Below are 21640 nucleotides of genomic sequence, written 5' to 3' on the forward strand. Positions count from 1 at the left end.
CCCGCTCCGCTGTCGCTTGGCCAGCGGTAGTTCCACCACGATACGGATCGTCGCCGGAGCGGCCGGGTGGCCTGTCAGATGCCCCGTAGCCCATGCCCTAGCGCGGCACCTGCCGGACGAGAGTCAGCTCACGGCACAAAACGTGGTCAGGGCTGGGCACATCGAGGCAGCCCTGCGTTTGTCTGGCATCCGACTCAGGGCACCCCACAGTCAGGAGGAAGTACGCGTAACGCCCCGTCGCAATGATCAGCGACGATAGCTGGGGGTATCCACCCAGTCGCTCAATGGCTATGGTGTCGGCTCCGTCATCCCTCGCAACACATAGGACTTACGTGGGCATCCTCCAAGAGATGCAGCGGGCACACGCACGGCAGGTGCGCGCCCAGAAGCAGGCTCAAGCTGCCGCACACCGGCACCACCAGCAACTGCGTCGAGATGCCGAACGCGCCTTGAAGGCCGCCCAGCGGACGGCCGTCGCCAACGAGCGCGAGCGCAAGCGGCTGTACGTCGAGGCACGGATGGCCGAGGTAGCCGCCGACAACTCCGGCCTCCAGGCGCACCTCGACGACCTGGACAATCTCTTGGCCGCAACTCTCGACGTCGACGACTACATCGACTTTCGCCGGCTACGTAAGTCGGTTGAGCACGCCCCGTTCAAGCCCGGCAACCTCGGGGTGCCGCTGACACCACCCGACTGGCAGCGGTTCGTGCCGGCCCCGCCCGGGTTCCTGGGCAAGATGTTCGGCGGCCAGGCCAAGTACCAGCAGCAGTTCGCTGCAGCTCAACAGGCATTCGTGCAGGCACAGGCGGAACACGGCGCCACCGAGGCCGAACGTCAGCGGAAGCTGGCCGCCGCCCACCAGCGCTATCTCCAGAAGTGCGCCAAGGTCGACGCGGAGGTGAACGCGCACAACGCGGAGATCGACCGCTTCGCGGCAGCCGTCGCCGCGGCGGAGCCGGCCGCGGTGGTCGATTACTTCGGCATGGTCCTGGGGAACTCCGTCTACCCAGACGACTTCCCGCAGCACTACCGACTGGCCTACGTTCCGGAATCCCGCCAACTTGTGGTGGAGTATCACCTGCCGACGCTCGATGTGATCCCCGCCGTACGCGAATACCGTTACGTCAAGGCCCGCGACGAGATCACCACCACCGCGCGGCCCAGCAAGGAGATCAAGGAGCGGTACGCCGTCCTCGTCGCCCGGGTCACCTTGCGGACGGTGCACGAATTGTTCGAGGCCGACCGGTCCAAGCTCGTCGACACGGTGGTGTTCAACGGCATCGTCGACACGACCGACCCTCGGACCGGAGCGTCCGTCCAGCCGTGCCTGGTGACGCTGCGGACCACCCGCGAGACCTTCACCGCGCTCAACCTGCGCCTGGTCGAGCCGCTCGCCTGCCTGGCGCATCTCAACGCCTCGGTGTCGAAACGGCCCGCCGAGCTGGCACCGGTCCGGCCAGTGCTGGAGTTCGACATGGTCGACAAGCGGTTCATCGACGAGGTGGACGTGTTGGCGGACCTGGACCAGCGACCCAACCTACTCAGGCTGACCCCGAACGAGTTCGAGAGCCTAATCCAGAACCTCTTCGCCAAGATGGGCCTGGACACCAAGCAGACCCGCCCGTCCCGGGACGGCGGCGTGGACTGCGTCGCCTTCGACCCGCGCCCCATCTTCGGTGGCAAGGTCGTCATCCAGGCCAAGCGCTACCGCAACACGGTCGACGTGTCCGCCGTGCGGGACCTCTTCGGCACCCTGCAGAACGAGGGTGCGTCGAAGGGCATTCTCGTCACCACCAGCGGCTACGGACCTGCCTCGTACGAGTTCGCCTCGGGTAAGCCGCTGGAGTTGATCGACGGCTCCAACCTGCTCTACCTGCTCGGCGAACACGCGGGGGTGACGGCCCGGATCGACCCCAGCGATCTGGACTGAGCATGGACATACGGCGTCCACCCGAACAGGCGCTGATCATGCATTTCACCCATATTGACAACCTGCCGGCGATCCTGGCGGCGCGAAAGCTCGTCGCGGACAGCGTGGTGGGCTCGCTCCTGGTAACCGACGTAGGTTCGGTGCCCATCAAGACCAGCCGACGGACTAAACCGGTACCTTGCCCACCCGGCGGGTTCGTCGCCGATTACGTACCTTTCTACTTCGCGCCCTGCTCGCCGATGATGTTCCGCATCGCTAAGGATCATGAGACCGGTAAGTCTGGTTTCTACCCGGGTGGGGACGACCCGTTGGTTTACTTGGTCAGCTCAGTCGACCGTGTCAACCAGGCGGCCTTGCCGTGGGTGGCCAGCGATGGCAACTGTGCCGCCTCGCCCACCACGTTCTCCCGGAAGCTGGAAGATCTTGCTCATCTGGTGGACTGGCCGCTGATGCTGGAGAAAGATTGGAAGAACACCGATGAAGACCCGGATCGCAGACGGCGACGGATGGCCGAGCTGCTGGTGCACCGGGAGTTTCCGCTGGAGCTGGTCGCCGGTTATGCCGTACGGACGACGGCACGGGAGACACAGCTGAGGCGGCTCCTCCGTTCTGCTGGCATCATCAACCCGTACGTCGCTGTCAGACCGGACTGGTACTACGGCTACACCCGGAGGGAGGTGCGCGAATGATCGTCGTTAGCCATGGCAACCTGCTCACCGCCGACGCCGAGGCCCTGGTCAACACCGTCAACACGGTGGGCGTCATGGGCAAGGGAATCGCCCTCCAGTTCAAGCGTGCCTTCCCCGCCAACTACGCGGCCTACCGAGCCGCCTGCACGGCGAAAGATGTCCAGTTGGGCCGGATGTTCGTGTTTGATTCCGGCCTGCTCGGCGCCCGCCGCTACGTGATCAACTTCCCGACCAAGGGTCACTGGAAGGCCAGCTCGAAGTTGTCCGACATCCAGTCCGGTCTCACTGATCTCGTCCGGGTCGTCCGGGAACATCAGATCCGCTCGGTGGCGCTGCCGGCCCTAGGCTGTGGCAACGGTGGACTCGACTGGGGCATGGTCCAACCGATGATCGAGCAGGCTTTCGCCGAACTGCCCGACGTCCAGGTGCTGGTGTTCCCTCCGGAGGGCGCTCCGGAGCCGGCGGACATGCCGGTCGCCACCCGGAAACCGGCCCTGACCGCCGGACGCGCCACACTGCTGCGGGCCATCGAACGTTATCTCGACCGCGCCCGCGCGTTGGAACCCCGGGATGGCATCACCAACCTGGAAATCCAGAAGATCGCCTACTTTCTCCAGGTCTTCGGGGAGCCGCTACGCCTCTCCTTCACCCGGGGCCGCTACGGGCCGTACGCGGAGAACCTTAACCACGTTCTCGATCGACTCGAAGGCCACTATCTGATCGGCTTCGGCGACCGATCCTCCCGGGTCGAGGAGTTGCGTCCCATCCACCTAACCGACGGAACCAGCGAGGCCGTTTCCGCGTGGTTCGCTGCCGGCCACCGGATGCCGGAAGCGCTCGACCGCATCGCTGTGCTGGTGGACGGGTTTGAGTCTCCGTACAGCCTCGAACTGCTCGCCACGGTGCACTTCGCCGGTGAGGTGGAGCCTCCGACCAGCGACCTCGACGAATTGATCGAACGTGTCCAGGCGTGGAGCGGGCGGAAGGCACGCCTGTTCACCCCGGCGCACGTCACCACCGCGTACGAGCGTTTGCAGTCCGCCAGCCTGCTACCCCGCCTGGCCGCGTCGTCGGCCTGACCGGCTTCAAGCCGGCCGGTCACGCCGCTTCCGGGTCGGCTTCGTCAGTTGGTCCGCGCGGCAAGTCGTAGCCCTGATGTCAAGCGGCTCGGGTGGTCTGCCAGTCGCTGGAGGGCACTCGTGATACCCGGTTCCCAGCGAGTGCCTCGTCGCATTCGCGGATATGGCGGCACAACCCCATCATCCGGCCAGTAAGCCGGGCAGGTGGAGACGATCCACGGGCACCCCGGCCAGGGGCAGCCAGCGGCGGGCGTCGTCGAGCATCGCGGGCGGGCCGCAGACGTACACCTGCTGGTGGGGTTGGTGGTGGCGCAGCGCGGTGGTGAGCGCGTCGCCCTGCTCGGTCGGGTGCGCCTCGGGGTCGTCGGAGAAGACGGGCACGATGGTCAGCCAGTCGTGGGCGCACTGGAGCTTGTCGAGGACGATCGGGTCGTAGAGGTCGAAGAAGGTGCGGGCGCCGACGACCAGGGTGACCCGGCGACCGTCGGGGGCGGCGGCGACCTGTTCGACCAGGGCGCGCAGCGGGGCCAGACCGGTGCCACCGGCCACCAGCAGCAGGTCACCGTCGCGCAGGTGCTGGCCGGTGTCGCGGGGCGGCCCGAGCCAGACCACGTCGCCGGGGTTCATCTCATGGGCGAGGCTGACCGAGACGCTGCCGGCGGGGACGGCACGAACGTGCAGCTCGACGGTGCCCTCGGGGCGGGGCGCGTTGGCGGGGGAATACCAGCGCCACCGACCGGGATTACGCTCCGTGCTGACGGCGACGGCCTGGCCGGGCCGGTAGCGCAGCCGCCGCCACGGCCGTACCGTCAGGACGGCGATGTGGTCGCCGGGGATGTCGCGGGCGAGCACCTGGGCAGGCCGCCACGGCGGATCGTCGTCGGCCCGCCCCGCCGCCTGCCGCAGCAACTCCACCGGCACGTCGGCACCGGCCAGCGCGCTGATCAGCTTGGCATGCGGCAGCAACGCGAACCGGCGGAAGGCATGGCCCAGCACGGTCAGCGTCACCGCCTGCGCCGCCGGCTCCGGGTCGGTGGCGAGCCGGCGGAGCGTGGCGATCAGCAGCTCGGCATCGTGGGCGGCGAGCCGATCCGGCAGCGCCGACCGCAACTCGTCGGCCTCCCTCACCGGGCCACCGCCCGCCGCACCCGGGCGATCCGCCCTTCGGGCAGGTCGGCCGCCCAGCACACCCCGACCAGGTAGTCACCGATGCGCCGATGCTGCTCCTCGGACAGGCCGAGCCCACCCCAGGCGTCCGCCGGCTCCCCGGCGAGCGCGGCGGTCACGCTCGCCGTCAGGTGCGCGGCCAGCCGGACCCGATCCACCCCGACGAGGTACGGCGACAGCTCCGCGTCCGCCGTCACCAGCCGCAACCACCGGTGGACGATCTCCTGCGGCGTCATGACTGCGCACCGCCCTCGGGTGCCCTGCTCACGATCGGACAGCAGGCACGGGTACGGGGTGTGTTCGCTGGCGCGCTGCGCTTCCTCCTCCTCGTCGGTGGCCGGGACGGGGGGTCTGTTGCGGCGGTTTTCATGGTGTCTGCGGCCCCTGTTTCTCGGCGGAAGGGTGACGGGCACCGGGGCGGGCGGGGACGAGGTCGCGTCGTTCGGATCGACACGCCCCGGAGCCCAGCACCCGCCCCGGGCCATGCATCAACCCTGGTCGCAGATCCGTAGCTCGCTATGCCTGGATGTTCGCGACGGTCATGCGCCGTGGGTATACGCACGAAGGTGGGATCGATACGCCGACCAGCGACGGGCAGCGGCGAGGAGCGGACCGTGGTGGGGTCCAGGGGCGGTGCGTTGCTTGCGTTCCCAGAGCCGAACGAGCGCATCTGCGAAGGCGGTGACCGCATCGCCGGGCGCTGCCGCGAAGGCGGGGATCTGCCCTGCCCACGTCTCGGCATCGACCGGCTCATGTCCCGCGCGGACGAGCCGCAGGACGAGGAAAGCGGCGTCGATCCAGGCAGCGCCCCTGGCGGGACTGGACCAGTCGACCAGGTGTGGACGATCGCCCAGCAGGAAGTTCCGTGGCGTCATGTCGGTGTGCAGGAGGGTGTCACCGTCGACCAGTTCGGGGGCAATCAGGTCGCGCCATCGGTAGGTGAAGCGCTGGATCGGCACCGGAGGGGCGGGCGTCAACGTGTGCGCCAGCCCGGCCAGCAGATCGGCGAGCGGTGCGAGGTCCGGAGAGCCTGGAGCCAGGTCGGGATGCCGGCCGGCAACGTGGTCAAAGCCGAGCAGCAGCCAGCCGGACTGCTCGACGGTCCAACGCAGGCGTGGCGCGGCGGGCGGGAGCCACCTGTTGACCCTGGCCTCGTTACGGTGGAGCCAATCGGTCGGTCCGTCGACCTGGCAGCCCTTGCAGAAGAACCTGCCGGCAGCGGTGTCCAGGGTGACAGCCAGGTCGCAGTAAGCGCCGGACGGCACCGTCACCGCCGAGCGCATCGGGCCGATGTGGCGGGACACCTCATCGCGAACCCTGTCGGGCAACTCTTCCCAAGGCTGACGGCGTGGCATGTGGGCCTCCGACGGTGAGGCGGTCCCGGAGAGCCTATGCCTCCGGGCCGCCTCACCGTCGCGTCACCGCGTGGGACTGTCAGTGCAGCCCGCGTGGCATTGCGTGCACTCGATCGCCACACCGGCCCACAGCGTTCGGTCGAGCGTGAAACCGGCGGCGACGATCGCGGAGATGGTGCGGGAGAGCGGCGCACCGATCGGCTCCGGCGACGACGGGGGCGGGTCGTCGGAGGTGGGCTCCGGCTCATGGTGGATGAACCGGCCGGCGGTCCGCTGGCAGAAGTCGGCGTAGTCGCGGGTGTGCAGGATGAACGTGTGCCATCCGATGTCCACGATCTCGGAGGGACCGATCGGTTCCGTGGTGACGGCGCAGGCCCCGAGGAAGGCCAGCGCCTGATCCACGATCCGGGGTGGGAGGTCCGGGGACAACTCGGGGTGGTCATGGGCGATGCGACGGGCCAGCCGGGTGAAGAGCTCGTCAGACACGAGTTCCCTCCCGGCACGGGTTGCGCTGATCAGCAGCATGGCGCTCCTTCCGTTGGTGTCCAGCCCAGGCTGGCCCGTTCCGTGCCGCTCCCGCATGACAGTGCGAGCATCATCGATATACGCGCTGCGTATGCCACTCGACCACGCAGCGGGTTCAATGGATAGGCTCAACTTCGGATACAGCCGCCCGCGATTGGCGAGGTTGCCGGTGACACACACCAACTGCCCCAGGTGCGGCGGACGGCTGGCCCGCGACAACGACAGTGGGCGGTGCGCGCCCTGCCAGGCCGCCGAGCGCGACCGGTTGAGCGCGCCACCGGCGGTGCCGGCGTCGTTCTGGGCACATGAGCCGCTACGGCAGGCGCTCGCGTCCCGTCATCTGGGCCGGGTCATCCGGGCGTACCGGTTCCATCCGTACCACGGACGGTCGGCGTTTTCTCAGACCGTGGTGGCTGGGTGGCTCGGGATCACTCAGGCACAGTTGAGCCGGGTCGAGAACGGGTCGCCGGTGGTACACCTGGATCGGCTGGCCCACTGGGCGAAGATCCTCGGGATACCGGACACCCTGTTGTGGTTCAGCCTGCCCGACGCTCGGCTCATCTCGTCTGCGGACCCGGCCAGAAGGACGGCCGCTCCGGAGCCGGATTGCCACAACCGTGGGAACCTCGTGGGGTCACCCACGTTGCCAGCGTCGTTCGAGATACCGATAAAGGAGGTGGTCACGACGGACCGCCGGCAGTTCCATACGCTGGCAGCTTTGGCGGGACTTGGTTCCATGGGCGAGTGGGGCTTCCTCGCCACACTCGCGGACGAGTCTCCGTCCATCGGCCTCGAACACGTCCGCCTGGCCACTTCGTTGGTGAGGGAGTTCCGGCAGGCCGACGCGGTGGCCGGCGCCAATCAGCTATGCGACATTGCCATGCACGTTCATGGCCGCCTCTCATCCTGGGCAGCGAAGGCACGCTACAGCCGAGACGTCGGTGAAGCCCTCCAGGCATCGCTCGCCGACCTCGCCGCACAGACGGCATGGCTGGCGATCGACGCCGGCCGTCGGGTGGTTGCGCGTCCGTATCTGAACGACGCCATCACCAGGGCACGCCTCGCCGACGATCCCCAGGTCGAGGTACGCGCGCTCGCGCAACTCGCACTCCTCAACGGGGATTCCCAACCAACCGAGTCGCTGCACTGCGCGGACGCCGCGCTCCGGATATCCGCCGGCTGGGCCACCCCACGCCTACGGACACTCCTGCACCTCCGCCGGGCATGCGCATTCGCCGCGCTTCAGGACCGCAGCGCGTTTGAGCGCGAGATGCGCAAGGCACGCCAAGAGTTGGAGCGGGGCCCGCACGAGAGCGACCCGGAGTTCATCCACTTCGTCAACTTTCAAGAGGTGCAGGGCCTGGAAGCACTGTCGTTTTTCTCCCTCGACCAACCGAGACGCGCAGCCGAGGCGCTCCGCGACGCCATCGCCAACTCGTCCCCCGCGCACCGGCGCAACCAGGTCTACTACCGCGTCAGACTAGCTGAGGCAACTCACCGAGAAGGCGACGTCAACCAGGCTGCCCTGATGGCGCTTGGCCTCCTACCTGAGGTGAAGCAGATGAACTCCCGGCGCGTAACTCGGCACCTGGCCGACATCCGGTCGGCATTGGGTCAGGTGACCCGGCCGACCGCCCCTGTCCGGAACTTCATCGAAGCCTTCGACGGCGAGGTCGTCTGATGAACGAGAAGCTGACCCTCCGCCGTTACGGCGCGACCGAATCCGAAGGAATCATCGAGCAACTGGTCGACCTCTACCTTGAGGTTCACGCGGGTGCTGGCGGGTTCTACAGTGCGGACCGCTACCGTCGCCAACTCTCGGCCCATCGACAGCGCGCCGGGTGGGTGTTGATCACCGCGAGGCTGGGCGAAGAGTTGATCGGCTACGTGTACGGGTTCCCACTCGCACCCGACACCCGATGGTGGGATGGCATTGAGGAGCCCGTACCGGCCGGCTTCACCGACGAGGACGGGCAACGCACCTTTGCCATCTGCGAACTGCTGGTGCGGGCCGCCTGGCGGCGGCAAGGCGTCGCACGCGCACTACATGACGACCTGGTCAGTAGTCGACACGAGAAGCGAATGACCCTTCTCGCCCGGCCAGACAACGGCCCTGCCCAGGCCGCCTACCGATCCTGGGGGTGGCAGACCATTACCCGACTCAAACCCAACTGGCCTGATGCGCCCGTGTTCGACATTCTCACCCACGATTCGCGCAAGGTGTCCTCGCCTGAGAGGCCGCCGGCCGCTCCGGGCAACCTACGCCCGTGACGGGTGGGTTGCCCAGAGGCGACCGGCTCGGGGACACAGCAGCCGAATCTGGGTGGAGACACGGAGTTGCTTCACAATGATCCTCGGTGCGACAGCGGCCCATCCGGGCAGGGCCGTCGCTTTACCGGGTGGCCGCTGGCCACGAGGAGCGACATCGTGGCCAGCGGCAAGCCAGGCCCGACACCCGACGGCAGCCGTGACATGGCTGCCGCACGGCCGGGGTCAGATTCCTCAGAGTAGCTGCTTGAGCAGACCCGAGAACTCCTTCAATTCGTCAATCTGTTGGTCACTGAGCGCCTTTTCGTCAAAGTGAGCAATCTGGTTACGTATGACTCTCACCCTGTCCAGCTGAGCCACGAACTGGGACCTGTCCACTCCACCCCAGCCCAACAGTTTCCAGTTCTCCACCGCATTGAGGCGTTGCTTCCCGTTCCCCTGCTCGCAGTCCAGCAGCCTGACATACTCGCCGAACATTAGCTTGGAGAAGTCGCCTGAGTGATTTTCCCCCTTCAACTTCTTGACCGAATCGCCAGCGAGCTTTGGCCCCAGACATCTCCGGAGACGGAACTCGATCTCACCGACCAGAAAGAATGGCAATGCAATATTCTGGAATCGCTTGGCGATATCAGAGCCGGTTATTATCCCCACGAAGACGCCGCTGTTCTCCCTAACCAGCAAGTATCCGTGACGCTGAATCTCGGGCAGGCGAGTGAAGAGTTCCTGGTGAACTTCCGCCACGGGGATCGCATCACGGACCATCGACTTTGCGAGCGTGGGATTAGTCTCGCCGATCTCGTACCGCGCAGTGATGGAGTCCCAGGTCACGACACCCTTGAGATCGGCAAGCCCGTCGATCACCGGCAGCTGCGAGTAGTTCTTCACGCGCATCGTATGCGCGGCGGAACTCAGCGTCGACTTGGACGTGACCGAGTCAATTCCCGCACGGGCCGAAGGCACGTCGCCGATCCGAAGTGGCTGCTGGGGCAACGTGCCTGTCTGCACCTCCTCTTCGGCTTCCTCCTCGACGAACGGCACCGCCACCTGAGGGACGATCAGCATGTCGGTCTTGAGTCCGCAGGTCGTGAAGGAGGGATGAGTGTCGAGGCCCACCTCATGCAACGCTTCCTGGATCAGGGGAACGGTCTGATAATTGCGGACACGTTCACCAAACATTTCCAGGAGGGCAGGAACCCTTATGGTCTTCCCCTTGAGATCGAGCAGCGCCTCACGGCTCGGAAGAGACGGACTCACCGGTCCACCTCGATACGGAAGACCGTTTGCTTACCCATGGCCTCGTTGACCAGTTCAACCAGTCTGGCCGACCGGTCGTCGTAGAACTTGTCGAAGTCGTCCTCACGCAGCAAGTCCGGATTGATCACGTGAGTGGCGACCACGTCGTCGAACCATTCGGGCCGCGTGCCGGTTTCCCTGGCAAGCACCTGCAGGTAGGCCGATGGCGAACCCGTCAGACTCTTGCTCGCCCGGTAGGACAAAGGGGTCTTGTTCACGATCGAATTGCCTCGCCAGTCACCGGGGACATGCCGGGCCAGCCACTGCTTCGGGAACACATGACGAATGTCGACGGCATGCTGCAGGATCGACCCCGGGGTGAAAGCAGATTCGCTGTGGTACCAGTCGACGGCACCCTGCTTGACGAGCAGCGCAAAAATTCCCTTGTAGGCGGCGCTGTTACGGGTGGTTAGGGTATCCAACCGGTCGGCCAGGAAGGCCGCTTCCGTGATGGTGTCGGGCACGCTCAGCGCCTGACCCTTCGCCGCGGCAACGAGTTGCTCAACATCACGGGTGAAGCGACTCTCAGTCGCACCCCCATACATTTCACCCAGCACGCCACACCAGTACCAGCGGGTGAGCAGTTCCCGGGTGTCGGTCTCATCTGCCTGGTCACCGAGGATCGCTCGCACCGCCGCCAAAGGCACGAGTTGGGTTCGGTAGGGAAGGTCGGCCTGTCGGACGATGAACTGCTCGTTGAGGAACCCCCCGACCCAGCCGAAGGCACTCGCCACCCTGGGCGCAAGCCGAATGAAGTCATCCAGCGGCAGGTTCAGCAGGTCGCGCCGTTTGCAGGAAACAGCCATGTTCGGCTTGGTCCTCTTGCGTTCCCATGTGTTGACCAGGGTGACGGCTTGAAGAAAATCGCTGGTGCTCAAGCCATCGTCGACCCCCTGCTCCAGGCGTCCCAGGACCGGATATGCGGTGGCCAGGATCCGCTTGATGTCCTGCCACACGTCCGGCAAACGGTAGTAGTCGCCGTGGTTCTGCTCGTATTGACTGTCGCCTGCGTAGGTGGCGGTCAGCAGTTCGAATACGTTCAACGGAACGCCGCCGGTGTTGACGCGCTCGAACACGGAGCAGACGGCATCCTTGGTGGTTGAGGCCGCAAGCTTGATCATGGGAATCTGGAACGATCTGATGTTGTGGAGAATCTGTTGCTCGAACTTGGCCCACAACTCCCAGTTCTCATCGTCGAGCTTGACAAATTCCCGCTGCCATGCGGTGACCTTGTCGCTGTTGAAAACATCGCTCAGTGGAAAGTGCCTCGCGCCGCACTCTTTCGACCGACTACTGAGATCGAGGTTGATCGTGCGAGCGAAGTTCGAACGGAGGACACGGTCCTTCGGTACGGAAACGATGGACTCGTCGCGGTCGGTGGACGAACCGACAGCCCGTTCCATGTCCACGTAATACCAACGCTCAAGGTCCTTGTTGCGATCATCGACGGTCCGCACCGGTTGGTCAAGGTGCAGGGCCTGGAACAGGGAGGTGAGCCGTTGCTGACCGTCCAACAGCAGAAGGTGAGGCACAACCGCCCGACCGGCCTCAGCGCCGGTCAGGGTACGAGGACGAAAGGGCTTCTTACCACCCGTCTCGAGCGTCATCACAACACCGAGCGGATAGTCAAGGGTTACCGTGGCGATCAGCTCGCGGATCCGCTGGTCATCCCACTTCCACTCGCGTTGGAAGTCTGGCAGCTGCAATATCCCCGACTTGATGTCTTTCAAGAGTTCGTGAAGCTTCGGACTGTCGAGCGCCATCGAGCGATCTCCCTGGGAACCTATCGTGAGAGCGAACCGGTCAGATTATCGACCGTCACTCTGATGGTCAAGGTCGACTCAGCGGAGAATCCCCTGGGGGTAATCGACTGCGGCACACGACGGACACCCCGGGTACCCCCCAGTCGGCGGAAGTCGGCAGAGCTGACACACACGCTAACCTCCACCCTCATGGACGACGACGGGCTTGCGATGGGGATCTACGAACACCTGGTCACCCACCATGTCGCTGCCTGTCTCCAACCCCTGGATCCGGCCCAGGTCCAGCACCACCCCCTGGACCCCGCCGACGCCCACCACCCCCTCACCCGCCACCTCGCGGCCCTGATCAGCCGTGCCCTGCAAGCCGTCCCCAACGGCGACGACAAGGTCCGACACCAGGTCGACCTGACCAACCGGATCGCCGAGGCCATCGCCACTCTCAGCCCCGCTGCGACCGACCAGCACGACCAGATCGCCGACGCCAGAAACCTCCTGCACGCCATCGCCGCCCCACCCACGCCCCCGGCACAACCGACCTTCCCGCAGCGCCCCACCACCCCGCTCTCCACCGGTGCGCTGCTGGTCAACGGCAAGCACCAGCCCCGCATCGGCCACGAGGTCACTCACGAGATGGCCTCGGCGCAGCATGTCGACCTGCTCTGCGCGTTCATCAAGTGGCACGGCCTGCGCATCGTCGAACCCGCCATTCGTGAGCTGATCGGGCGCGGCGGCAAGCTACGCGTCATCACCACCACCTACCTGGGCGCGACCGACCAACGCGCCCTCGACCGGCTCGCCGAACTCGGGGCCGACATCAAGGTCTCCTACGAGACCAGGACCACCCGACTACACGCCAAGGCGTGGCTGTTCCGCCGCCGCCACGGGCTGACCACCGCGTACGTCGGGTCGAGCAACCTGTCGAAGGCCGCGCTGGTCGACGGGGTGGAGTGGAACGTCCGGATCTCGAACATCGAGCAGCCGCACGTCATCGACACGTTCACCGCCACCTTCGAGGACTACTGGCACGACCCGGCGTTCGAGACCTACGACCCGGGTAGGGACGCCGACCGGTTGCGGCGGGCGTTGAGCGGGGAACGCCGCACCGACGAACCGACGCAGATCGCCAACCTGGACGTGCGGCCGTACCCGTACCAGGCGGAGATCCTGGCCGACCTGGACGCTGAGCGGCAGGTGCACGGCAGGCACCGCAACCTGGTGGTGATGGCGACCGGCACCGGCAAGACGGTCGTCGCCGCGCTGGACTACCGGCGGCTACACAGAAACAAGACCGTCGACTCGCTGCTCTTCGTCGCCCACCAGGAGCAGATCCTGCGGCAGAGCCTGTCTACGTTCCGGCAGGTCATGGGGGACGGCAGCTTCGGCGAGACACTGGTGGGCGGGCAGGTGCCGACGCACTGGACGCACGTCTTCGCCTCCATCCAGTCGCTGCACCGGCGGGAGATCGACCCGCAGAGGTACGACATGGTGATCGTCGATGAGTTCCATCACGCGGAAGCACCGACGTACGCCCGGTTGTTGGAGCGGCTCGCTCCACGCGTACTGCTGGGGCTGACGGCGACGCCCGACCGGGCCGACGGCGGCGACGTGCGGCGGTGGTTCGACGGCCGGGCGGCGGTGGAGTTGCACCTGTGGGAGGCGCTGGAGCGGCAACTGCTCGCGCCGTTCCAGTACTTCGGGGTGCACGACGACACGGACCTTTCGCACCTGCGCTGGCGGCGCGGCCAGGGGTACGACCTGGCGGATCTCGACGGGGTCTACACCGGTGACGACGCGCGGGCGCGGATCATCCTCCGGGCCGTCCGGGACACCGTGGACACCGGCCGGATGCGGGCGCTCGGGTTCTGCGTGGGTATCGGGCACGCCGAGTTCATGGCCGACTGGTTCACCCGGCACGGCGTACCGTCGGCGGCGGTCACGTCGCGGGCGGACCGTGCGGAGCGCGACCGGCTGCTGCGGGAGTTCAGGGCCGGGAAGCTGCGGGTGCTGTTCACGGTCGACCTGTTCAACGAGGGGGTCGACCTGCCGATGGTCGACACGATCCTGATGCTGCGGCCCACCGAGAGCGCCACGATCTTCCTCCAGCAGCTCGGCCGTGGGCTGCGCCTCGACGACGACAAGCCGTGCCTGACCGTGCTCGACTTCATCGGCGCGCAGCACGCCAACTTCCGGTTCGACCTGCGGTGGCGGGCGCTGACCGGGGTCAGCCGCCGGGCCGTCAGCGCCGCCGTCGAGCAGGACTTCCCGTCGCTGCCCAGCGGCTGCCACGTGCAGCTCGACCGGGTCGCCAGGGAGATCGTGCTCGCCAACCTGCGCACCGCGCTGCCCACGTCCAAGAAGGGTCTGGTTGCCGAGCTGCGGCAGCTCGGTGACGTCAGCCTCGCCGAGTTCCTGCGGGAGACCGGCCTGGAGGTCGAGGACGTCTACCGGTCGGCGTCGATCGGCGGGTGGACCGGGCTGCGGCGGCTCGCCGGCCTGGACACCTCGGCCCCCGGCCCGGCAGACCGGGAGTTGGGCCGGGCGATCGGGCGGATGCTGCACCTCGACGACGTCGACCGGCTCGACCTGCTGGCCCGGGTCGCCGCCGGTGACCCGCCGCCGGCCGGGCGGCTGTGGGACATGCTGCACTTCGACCTGTGGGGACCCAACGTGCCGCTGACCTCCCGGGACGAGCGGCTGAGCCGGCTCTGGGCGACGCCGGCCCGCTGCACCGAGTTGCGCCAGGTCGCCGAGGTGCTGCGGGACCGCATCCACCGGGTCACCGCCCCGGTCGGCGTGCTGCGGGTGCACGCCCGGTACAGCCGCAACGAGGCGTGCGCGGCGTTCGGGATGCCGAATCCCGGGTCGCTGCGGGAAGGCGTGAAGTGGCTGGAAGCCGAGCAGGCCGACCTGTTCTTCGTCACCCTGGTCAAGTCGGAGCAGCACTACTCGCCCACCACCATGTACGCCGACCGGGCCATCACCGACCGGCTGTTCCAGTGGGAGTCGCAGAGCACCACCTCGGAGTCCTCCCCTACCGGGCAGCGGTACGTCCACCACGCGGCACGGGGTTCGACCGTGCACCTGTTCGTCCGCGAGACCCGGGTGCCGGACCGCGACCTGGGCGCTCCGGCCTACCTGTACGCCGGGCCGATGACCTACCGGCAGCACAGCGGGGAACGGCCGATGCGGATCGTGTGGGAGCTGGCGACCCCGCTACCCGCCGACCTGTACGCGGCGGCCCGCACCATCGCCGCCTGAGGGGCGGTGACAGACCGTCCGACTGATCGTCTGCCTCGCGGCGGAGAGGACCCGCCGTCGGCACCGGACGCCCACACCCGTGACGGGATGGGCTGCCCGGTGCCAGTCCGGATCAGCTGTGTTGCGCCCGCTGGAAGAGTGGGCGGGTGATCGCCGTGCTGAACTGCGGCCCCACCAGGTAACGCTTCCCCGGGATGTAGCCGTGGGAGTTGTCGCCGACGACGGTGCCGAGCCCGGTGTGCCGGTCGAAGTTCGTGAACCGGGGACCGCCGCTGGAGCCGCCGCCCATCACGCACTCGGTTCCCCACTGGCCGGGCGGCTCCGGCCAGTCCTCGGTGGACTGCTGCTCCACCGCCCGGCCGGCGCAGTAGGCGAGGCGTTCACCGGTGTACTCGGGCAGCCCTTCGCGGGCCTCGTCGGAGCTGGCCCGGGGGTAGCCGAACTGGTGCACCACCCGCGCGCCGGGCACGTCGTAGCCGATCCGCTGGGCAGCGCCGACGGCGTCCTGCACCCGGCGGCCGTCGCTGTTCGGGTGGAGCACCACGAACGCCTGGTCGTACGAGTCGTAGAGGCTCTCGATCTGGTCGTTGAGCAGCCACGTCGGGGAGACCACCGACAGCCGGGCGACGAACCTGCCGTACGGGGCCCGGCCGTCAATGTAGCCGGGGATGAACAGCACGTTGCGCGACCACTGGTTGTCCTCACCGATGAGGTCGGTGTTGTTCACGCAGTGCGCGGCGGTCACCACGGTGCTGCGGTTGGCGCTGTCCAGCACGGTCGCCGTGCAACTGCTGTCCTCCCCGTGGTCGGTGAAGAAGAGCCGGCCGACGGTACGCGACACGGCGTCCGTCCGCGTCCAGGGTGCACCGTCGGGCTTCGCCACGGGCGGCACCTGCGCCGAGGGGGTCTTCAGGGCCGCGATCCGCTGCGGCGTCCAGTACGCCAGCACCGCCTGCCGCTCGGCGGCGGTGACGGCCACGGCATGGGTGGCGACCGGGCCGGGAGCGGCGGTCGCGGGCTGCTGAGCGAGCCCGGTCAGAGTCGTCGTCACGAGCGCGGTGACCGCTCCCGCAACGCCGACGCGACGACGCAGACCGGGGGTTGGCTTCGATGTCATGACGGGAAACGTACGGCCGGATTGTCAGGAAATCGTTGGTGCGCCTTCCCGGGATCGGTCGCGACTCAGCGTGCTCCGGTGCGAGGAGGGTCGGCTCTCAGGCCGCGTCGGCGTTCGGCGTGAACCTGACATCGAGCCGCATGTCGAGGGCGCCGGCCAGCCGCTCCAGGACGGGCAGAGTGGGTATCGTCCCGCCAGCCTCGAACCGCGCTACGGCGGACTGCGTCATCCCGGCAGCTCGCGCCAACTGACTCTGGCTCCAGCCACTTCGCTCACGCAGATGCCGAACCTCCTGGCCCAGCTCGTAGGCGATTCGGGTCGCCTCGTACGCCTCGGCTGCTCCGGGTTCGGCCAGCCGGCGGCCACGCAGGTCGTTCCAGTCGACGCGATCACTCATCGTTCTGCCCCCTCGTTCACGGTGTGCCGCTCCGCCATGCACTGCTCAAGCGCCCGGCGAGCCCGCTGGATCTCCCGGTCCTCCCGCATCCGCGTCTTGCGGAACACCGTCAACAGGATGGTCCTCCGCTCGGAAGCTATCCAGTACGTCACGCGTACCGCGCTGTGCTCCAGGTAGAAGCGCAGTTCTCTGAGTTTGCCGTCCAGTTGCCTGGTGTGAGGTTCGCCGAGAAGAACACCTCGACTGGCAAGAAGGTCGATATAGAACGCCGCTCGCGCGAAATCGGTGCTCGGCAGTTCCTCCAACCAGTCTCGGACTTCTGGTTCCAGCTCCACGCTACCCCAGGCCATAGCGTCGATGCTATAACTTGAGGCAGTCACTCACCGTTAGTGCCACTCGCGTGTCGGGTTACCCATCAAGCTCAGGGCACGGGCGGAGAGCGGTATCAGCCAGCAGCGACCGTTCAGGACGAGTGCTCCTCGACCTTCCGATGACCCTCGATGCCCAGCTCCTCGACGCGCTGCCACAGCGGGGCCAACGCCGCCTCCGGGTCCCGGCTGAACACACTCCCCCGGATCCGCACGAACACGCAGTTGCCGACCCGTTCCAGCACCGCCTGCCGGCGCATGTCGCTCTCCCACTGCTCCGGCCCGTGGTAGGCGTCCCCGTCGCACTCGATGGCGAGCCGCCGCCCGTCCGGCGCGGGCAGCACGAAGTCGATCCGGTACGAGCCGACCCGGAACTGCGGCAGTGGCCGCAGCCCCCGGCGCAGCATGCGTCGCAGCACCTCGCGTTCGAAGTCGCTGTCGCAGCGCCGCTCCAGGTCGTCGTACGCCTCCTCGGCGGTGGTGACGCTCTGGCAGTAACGCAGCAGCAGGCCCCGGGCGTCGTCGGGGCGCAGGTCGTCGGGCTGCACGGAGTGGAACACCCAGAGCTGGTCGCGGGCCCGGGAGGCGGCGACGTTGACCCGGCGGTGGTGGTCGCGTTTGGTGAACGGGGCGACCGGCCCGTGGTGCGGGGAGACCACCGTCGACACCAGCACCACGTCGCGCTCGTCGCCCTGGAAGGTGTAGGAGTCGCCGACGCGCAGCCGGCGGCGTTCCATCTCCTCCTCGCCGATCTCCTCGCGCAGCCGGGCCAGCAGGTAGAGGGCCTGCCCGCTGGTGCTGAGCAGGCTGACCACGCCGATGCTGCGCCCCGCGTACGCCGGATGGGCGACGATCGCGGCGACCCGGGCGACGAGCGCTTCGGCCTCGGCGACGTTGACGTTGCCGTAGCCGGACAGGTCCTGGCGGACGCCTTCGGGCACGTGCACGGCGACGACCGGGTCGCCGATGCCGGCGGGCCGGTCGGTGCGCAGCGGTTCGATCTCGCCGCCGTAGTAGGTGTCGCTGGAGAAGCCGATGATCGCCGGTACGGACCGGAAGTGCTCGGTGAGCAGGATGCGCTCGGGCGAGCGGCGGACCGCGTGGTCGTAGAGGCTGCTCTCCGGGTCGAAGTGCTCGGCCGACGGCACGTCGACCAGGTGTGAGTTGATCAGGCCGGTGACGCTGCCGACGAAGGAGAGCTGCGGCCCGATCTGCTGGTCGTCGCCGACCACGACGGCCCGTTGCGCCAGGGTGAGGACGGGCAGGGCGAACAGGTCGGCCTGCGACGCCTCGTCGACGATGACCACGTCGAAGCGCGCCCCGCCGGCGAACTGTTCGATGGCCCGGTCGACGGACATCACCCACACGGGCACGGCGTCCACGGCGGCGGTCATCGCCTTCTGGGCGTGGCCCTGCCACTGGGCGGCGTTCTTCCCCGTCCCCTTGCCGATCTTGCGCAGGGCGGTGGTCCAGTCGGCGAGGGCGGCCCGCCGCCGGTCGTCCAACGCCAGCGACACCTCCAGCCAGGCGGAGGCGACCACGAGTTCCCGGGTGAGCTGGCGGATGCGTTCCCGGGTGCGGTCGACGCGCCGGCCCAGGGCGACCGGGTCGACGCTGCCGACGACCTGGTCGAACCAGGTCTGCGCGCGCCGCCACCGCCACCGGTCGGGGCAGTCCGCGCCGGTGCCGTGCAGGGCGGCGGCGGTGCCGTCCTCGAGCTGGGCGGTCCAGTCCGGGGCGACGGGCCGCAGCCGGCCGGTGAGCTGGGCGAAGCGTTGCGCCTCGGGGCGCAGGGCGGCGAGCCGGCGCACCTCGTCGAGCAGGGCGTCCCAGCCGTCGAGGTCACCCTGGTAGGCGTGGTCGAGCAGCCGCCACAGGTCGCTGGCGTCCACCCCGGACATGCCGTGTTGGAGCAGCGCGTCGAGCCGGTGTTCCTCGGCCACCAGCTCGTCGTGGACGAACACCGCCGTGGCCCGGCCGAGCAGGGCGATCAGCGCGGCCAGCCGGCGTACGTCGACGGTGTGTTCGGCGCGCGGCAGCACCCGGCGGACGGTGCGCAGCAGCGTCGGCCAGCGCCGCCGGTCCCAGTCCAGCGCGGTGGCGGCGGCGGTGAGCAGCTGCCCCGTCCAGTATTCCGGATCGTCGCCGACCCCGGCGGGCAGGCCGAGCGGCGCGCGCCACTCCGCCCACCGGGTGGCCAGCGCCTGCCGCAGCCGACGCCGGGTGACGTACGCGACGACGATGTCGACGTCGTCGGCGCTGCGCAGCACCTCGCCGTCGATCCGGCAGTCGGTGGCGATCCGGGCCAGGGTGCCCTGGAAGAGCTTGTTGACGCCCTTGCCGGCGGCGAAGCGTTGCCGCAGCTCGTCGAGCAGCGCCAGCAGCCGGCGCGGTTCGGTCAGGTGGATCTCGGCGACGGCGACCTCGTGCCCGGCGATGACCCGGGCGGCGGCGGCCAGGTCGGCGAGGGCCTGCTGGCTGGCGGCGACGTGGTCCTCCCACCGGATCCGCCAGTTCGCATCGGCCTGCGACAGCGCGCCGAGCCGGTCGGTCCACGCGCCCTCCCGCTCGGTGAGCAGGGTCAGCGCCTCCCGGAGCTGCCCGCCGAGCTCCTCCAGGGCGGGCTGCCCGACGGCGCGTACCTCGGCGACCAGCACCCCGGCGTCGGCGAGCCGGTCCAGTTCGTGCCGGGTCGCGGCCAACTCCCGGCGGTCGTCCCGGATCGCCTCGGCGGTCGGCAGGTCGGCCGCCGTCGGCAGCTCCCGCAACGCCTGCGCCCGGTCGGCCCGCCGGGTACGCCGGGCGATGTCGAGCAGGTCGCTGAACTCCTCTGCGGTCAGCGGGGCGTCCAGGTCGGGGGCGAGCGGGTCGGGGATGTCGCCGTACCGGTCGGCCCGTTCGCGCAGCCACCCGCCGACGTCGCCGGGGGACAGCCGGACGCCGTCGATCTCGTACCGGGCGGACTCGTGTTCGGCGAGTGCCCGCAGGCCGGCCAGGGCGAGCCCGAGGTCCCGCTCGGCCTCCTCCAGTTGCCGGCGCAGCCGGTCGACCCGCTGCTGTTCGGCGCGACGGTCCAGGGTGGCGCCCCGGTCGGAGAGTTCCCGGGCGGCGAGCTGGAGCTGCACGAGCTGGTCGGCGGAACGACCGAGCACCGCCAGGCAGAGCGGCTGGATCTCCGGCGGCAGGCCGTCGCGCAGCACCCGCAGCGGGTCCTCCTTCTGCGCGACGACGAGCACCCGCTTGCCGTGCGCCATCAAATGGCAGATGAGGTTGCGGATGGTGTGCGTCTTGCCGGTGCCGGGTGGCCCCTGCACGGCGACGTTGCGGTGCTGGGCGAGCCGGCGGGCGATGGACTCCTGCGCCTCGTTGGTGGGCAGCGGCATGAGCAGCCGCTCCCCCAGCGGCTGCCACCGCTGCGGCTGGTCCTGCGGCATCTCCAGCCGGCTCGGCTCGTGGGCGAGGACGGCGGCGAGCGCGCCGATGCCGGTGGTGTCGCCGGCCAGCAGCCGGGCCCTCAGCTCCTCCAGGAACCGGCGCAGCATCCGCTGCCGGGGCCGGACGAACAGCACCCCGGTGTCGTGCACGTACGGGCCGGTGGGGGCGGGGGCGTCGGCGTCGCGCAGCACCGGGTCGTGGCCGAGGCGGCGCAGCGCGCGTTCGAAGAACTCCCGCCTGTCGAACTCCGCCCAGACGTCGAGGTCGAGCTGCCCGCCGGATCCGGCCAGCGCCAGCAGTTGCCGCAGGTACCGTTCGTCGAGGCCGGTCAGCGGGTCGGTCTGCAACCGGGCCGGCCCCTGCGGCACCACCCGTACGACTGACCGGTCCGGGTCGTACTCGACGGCGACCGGGGTCACCACCAGCGGGTACCGCACCTGGTGGCCGGCGACCTCGACGCGGATGACGCCGTGGCCCCAGACGAGTTCGTGGCTGGCGGCGGTCATGTCGACCCGGTGCATCAGGTCGAACAGGGCGCGGTGCAGTTGGCGTACCCGGTCGGTGCGGGCGGCCTGCTCGGCCCAGGGCCGCCAGTCCTGCTCCCGCCACTGCTCGAAGCGGGGTCGCAGCCGCGCGATGGTCTCCTCGTCGCCGGTCAGCCTCGGCTCGGCCGGGTAGGGCGGGGTGTCGGCGAGGTGCGCGACGAACTCGACGGGGGTCTTCAGTCGCCGGGGTGCCGCCGGCAGGCCGACCTGGAGCCAGCTCACCCCGTCGGCCGAGACGCCCACCTGGCAGTCGGGGTGCTCGGGCAGGTCGTGCTGCCAGAACACGTCCGTTGTGGGCACCGTCCGGGCCGGCTTCTCCAGCTGGGCGCGGACGGCCATCAGGTAGTCGACCAGCGCGGTGGTGCGCTCCAGGATCAGCGCGGGCGATTCGATGTCGGACGTGGCGCGGGAGAGCATGCGGCACCTTTGCTGGCTGTGGCGGTCCCCGGC

At 68.5% G+C, this 21640-nt stretch carries 16 protein-coding genes; 6 read left to right on the top strand and 10 right to left on the bottom strand.

Annotated elements, in window-relative coordinates:
- Positions 1–350: 350 nt before the first annotated feature.
- From JQX11_RS24215 to darG, 3 genes are read left to right on the top strand one after another with little or no spacing between them, the layout of a single operon-like run.
- A complete protein-coding gene (locus JQX11_RS24215; protein ID WP_232378469.1) occupies positions 351–1931 on the top strand; it encodes a restriction endonuclease in 1581 nt (526 codons plus the stop codon).
- A 2-nt stretch (positions 1932–1933) separates the two neighbouring features.
- Positions 1934–2620: a type II toxin-antitoxin system toxin DNA ADP-ribosyl transferase DarT gene (gene darT, locus JQX11_RS24220; RefSeq protein WP_204927258.1), complete on the top strand. Its 687-nt coding sequence runs from the start codon at positions 1934–1936 to the stop codon at positions 2618–2620.
- On the top strand, positions 2617–3699 hold the full coding sequence (darG, locus tag JQX11_RS24225; RefSeq protein ID WP_204927259.1) for a type II toxin-antitoxin system antitoxin DNA ADP-ribosyl glycohydrolase DarG: 1083 nt from the start codon (positions 2617–2619) through the stop codon (positions 3697–3699). The genes darT and darG overlap by 4 nt, the downstream gene beginning before the upstream one ends.
- Positions 3700–3879: 180 nt before the next feature.
- On the opposite strand, the gene JQX11_RS24230 is transcribed toward darG, so the two are convergent.
- The 4 genes from JQX11_RS24230 to JQX11_RS24245 all read right to left on the bottom strand — a co-directional run bounded on the left by JQX11_RS24230 (position 3880) and on the right by JQX11_RS24245 (position 6707).
- On the bottom strand, positions 3880–4827 hold the full coding sequence (locus JQX11_RS24230) for an FAD-binding oxidoreductase (protein ID WP_204927260.1): 948 nt from the start codon (positions 4825–4827) through the stop codon (positions 3880–3882).
- Positions 4824–5102, bottom strand: a complete 279-nt coding sequence (locus JQX11_RS24235) for a globin family protein (protein ID WP_204927261.1) — start codon at positions 5100–5102, stop codon at positions 4824–4826. Before JQX11_RS24235 ends, JQX11_RS24230 begins: the two co-directional genes overlap by 4 nt.
- A 303-nt stretch (positions 5103–5405) precedes the next feature.
- On the bottom strand, positions 5406–6221 hold the full coding sequence (locus JQX11_RS24240; protein ID WP_204927262.1) for a hypothetical protein: 816 nt from the start codon (positions 6219–6221) through the stop codon (positions 5406–5408).
- Positions 6222–6284: 63 nt separating this feature from the next.
- Positions 6285–6707: a glycine-rich domain-containing protein gene (locus JQX11_RS24245; protein ID WP_307826335.1), complete on the bottom strand. Its 423-nt coding sequence runs from the start codon at positions 6705–6707 to the stop codon at positions 6285–6287.
- Between the two features lie 208 nt (positions 6708–6915).
- On the opposite strand from JQX11_RS24245, the gene JQX11_RS32705 reads away from it, so the two are divergent.
- Both JQX11_RS32705 and JQX11_RS24255 read left to right on the top strand, forming a co-directional pair.
- Entirely contained in the window at positions 6916–8427 is a 1512-nt protein-coding gene (locus tag JQX11_RS32705) for a helix-turn-helix domain-containing protein (protein ID WP_307826336.1), read from the top strand.
- The gene (locus tag JQX11_RS24255) at positions 8427–9017 is read left to right on the top strand and encodes a GNAT family N-acetyltransferase (protein ID WP_204927263.1); all 591 of its coding nucleotides are present in this window, start codon (positions 8427–8429) and stop codon (positions 9015–9017) included. The genes JQX11_RS32705 and JQX11_RS24255 overlap by 1 nt, the downstream gene beginning before the upstream one ends.
- 231 nt (positions 9018–9248) lie before the next feature.
- Here JQX11_RS24255 and JQX11_RS32710 read toward each other — a convergent pair whose 3' ends face one another.
- Together JQX11_RS32710 and JQX11_RS24265 are read right to left on the bottom strand one after the other, a co-directional pair.
- Positions 9249–10268 (bottom strand): CBS domain-containing protein, encoded by a 1020-nt coding sequence (locus JQX11_RS32710; protein WP_204927264.1) that lies wholly within the window; start codon positions 10266–10268, stop codon positions 9249–9251.
- Entirely contained in the window at positions 10265–12070 is a 1806-nt protein-coding gene (locus JQX11_RS24265) for a GmrSD restriction endonuclease domain-containing protein (protein ID WP_204927265.1), read from the bottom strand. Before JQX11_RS24265 ends, JQX11_RS32710 begins: the two co-directional genes overlap by 4 nt.
- A 189-nt stretch (positions 12071–12259) precedes the next feature.
- Between JQX11_RS24265 and JQX11_RS24270 the strand changes: the two genes are divergently transcribed.
- Positions 12260–15328 (top strand): DEAD/DEAH box helicase, encoded by a 3069-nt coding sequence (locus tag JQX11_RS24270; RefSeq protein WP_204927266.1) that lies wholly within the window; start codon positions 12260–12262, stop codon positions 15326–15328.
- Between the two features lie 112 nt (positions 15329–15440).
- On the opposite strand, the gene JQX11_RS24275 is transcribed toward JQX11_RS24270, so the two are convergent.
- The 4 genes from JQX11_RS24275 to JQX11_RS24290 all read right to left on the bottom strand — a co-directional run bounded on the left by JQX11_RS24275 (position 15441) and on the right by JQX11_RS24290 (position 21607).
- Entirely contained in the window at positions 15441–16445 is a 1005-nt protein-coding gene (locus JQX11_RS24275; RefSeq protein WP_204927267.1) for a trypsin-like serine peptidase, read from the bottom strand.
- A 97-nt stretch (positions 16446–16542) separates the two neighbouring features.
- The gene (locus JQX11_RS24280) at positions 16543–16842 is read right to left on the bottom strand and encodes a helix-turn-helix domain-containing protein (RefSeq protein WP_204927268.1); all 300 of its coding nucleotides are present in this window, start codon (positions 16840–16842) and stop codon (positions 16543–16545) included.
- The gene (locus tag JQX11_RS24285) at positions 16839–17192 is read right to left on the bottom strand and encodes a type II toxin-antitoxin system RelE/ParE family toxin (RefSeq protein ID WP_204927269.1); all 354 of its coding nucleotides are present in this window, start codon (positions 17190–17192) and stop codon (positions 16839–16841) included. The genes JQX11_RS24280 and JQX11_RS24285 overlap by 4 nt, the downstream gene beginning before the upstream one ends.
- A gap of 113 nt (positions 17193–17305) precedes the next feature.
- A complete protein-coding gene (locus JQX11_RS24290) occupies positions 17306–21607 on the bottom strand; it encodes a PDDEXK-like endonuclease domain-containing protein (RefSeq protein ID WP_204927270.1) in 4302 nt (1433 codons plus the stop codon).
- Positions 21608–21640: the final 33 nt, after the last annotated feature.

It is taken from the genome of Micromonospora humida (assembly GCF_016901255.1).
Taxonomy (GTDB): Bacteria; Actinomycetota; Actinomycetes; order Mycobacteriales; family Micromonosporaceae; genus Micromonospora; species Micromonospora wenchangensis.

What these genes read in the sequence shown, in the direction of transcription:
- JQX11_RS24215 (WP_232378469.1), top strand. Translation starts at nt 351, where the DNA reads ATGCAGCGGGCACACGCACGGCAGGTGCGCGCCCAGAAGCAGGCTCAA.
- darT (WP_204927258.1), top strand. Translation starts at nt 1,934, where the DNA reads ATGGACATACGGCGTCCACCCGAACAGGCGCTGATCATGCATTTCACC.
- darG (WP_204927259.1), top strand. Translation starts at nt 2,617, where the DNA reads ATGATCGTCGTTAGCCATGGCAACCTGCTCACCGCCGACGCCGAGGCC.
- JQX11_RS24235 (WP_204927261.1), bottom strand. Translation starts at nt 5,102, where the DNA reads ATGACGCCGCAGGAGATCGTCCACCGGTGGTTGCGGCTGGTGACGGCG.
- JQX11_RS24240 (WP_204927262.1), bottom strand. Translation starts at nt 6,221, where the DNA reads ATGCCACGCCGTCAGCCTTGGGAAGAGTTGCCCGACAGGGTTCGCGAT.
- JQX11_RS24255 (WP_204927263.1), top strand. Translation starts at nt 8,427, where the DNA reads ATGAACGAGAAGCTGACCCTCCGCCGTTACGGCGCGACCGAATCCGAA.
- JQX11_RS24265 (WP_204927265.1), bottom strand. Translation starts at nt 12,070, where the DNA reads ATGGCGCTCGACAGTCCGAAGCTTCACGAACTCTTGAAAGACATCAAG.
- JQX11_RS24270 (WP_204927266.1), top strand. Translation starts at nt 12,260, where the DNA reads ATGGACGACGACGGGCTTGCGATGGGGATCTACGAACACCTGGTCACC.
- JQX11_RS24275 (WP_204927267.1), bottom strand. Translation starts at nt 16,445, where the DNA reads ATGACATCGAAGCCAACCCCCGGTCTGCGTCGTCGCGTCGGCGTTGCG.
- JQX11_RS24280 (WP_204927268.1), bottom strand. Translation starts at nt 16,842, where the DNA reads ATGAGTGATCGCGTCGACTGGAACGACCTGCGTGGCCGCCGGCTGGCC.
- JQX11_RS24285 (WP_204927269.1), bottom strand. Translation starts at nt 17,192, where the DNA reads ATGGCCTGGGGTAGCGTGGAGCTGGAACCAGAAGTCCGAGACTGGTTG.
- JQX11_RS24290 (WP_204927270.1), bottom strand. Translation starts at nt 21,607, where the DNA reads ATGCTCTCCCGCGCCACGTCCGACATCGAATCGCCCGCGCTGATCCTG.